We start from the raw sequence: 695 nt of genomic DNA, 5'->3' as shown, positions 1-695 counted from the left end.
AATGAAAGTCACGAGACTTACTCTGCAAGTTGGATAAGTAATGAGTACAGTCAATCAATTTACCCGCAATGACGAGGATGACTTCTCCCTCTCTTTCCAAAATACCTTTTACCATCAATATTTTTGAGGTGAGGTATGCTTGCTTTTGCGCTCTTGCCGTCGCGCTCCATACCACAACGTTAATGTTGCCAGTGTCATCTTCTAAGGTGAAAAATGTAACGCCTGCTGCTGTGCCTGGGGACTGCCTTCCGGTGACGACACCTGCCACAGTCACAAGCGATTTATGCTCTTTATCAACCAATTGCTTCATACGCGTAAAGCGAGGAAGTATGCCCGCTTCTTCTAGCAGAGTAATTGGGTGCCGGTTCAGCGAAAGACCTGTACTGGCATAGTCTTCAATAAGGCTTTCATATTCAGATGGCTGTGCTTGATAGCCAATGCTTGGCTCTTCGATATGATGAAACAAAGGCAAATCGGACAGTGAATCCATTGCTGCCCAACGTGCGTTATAACGGTTACCCGATAAGATCTGAAAGGCATTTGCAGAAGCTAATAATTCTATATCACGACGACTTCTCAAGATTTGTTTGACCTCTTGTATTGAGTGATAGCCCGTTTTTGGTCGTCGTTCGACTAAGCGAGTCGCGCCTTCCTCATTAAAGCCTTTAACCAATCGAAAGCCCAGTTGCACACCA

At 45.2% G+C, this 695-nt stretch carries 1 protein-coding gene; it reads right to left on the bottom strand.

The genetic code is table 11. The features are described from left to right. The coding region (locus R7O13_RS27180) for an OB-fold nucleic acid binding domain-containing protein (RefSeq protein ID WP_318305238.1) at nt 1–695 on the bottom strand (695 nt) is incomplete at both ends.

This window comes from Vibrio sp. Y176 (genome assembly GCF_033438945.1).
The sequence above is the reverse complement of the archived record's forward strand: the minus strand, read 5'-3'. Positions and strand labels throughout refer to the sequence as shown.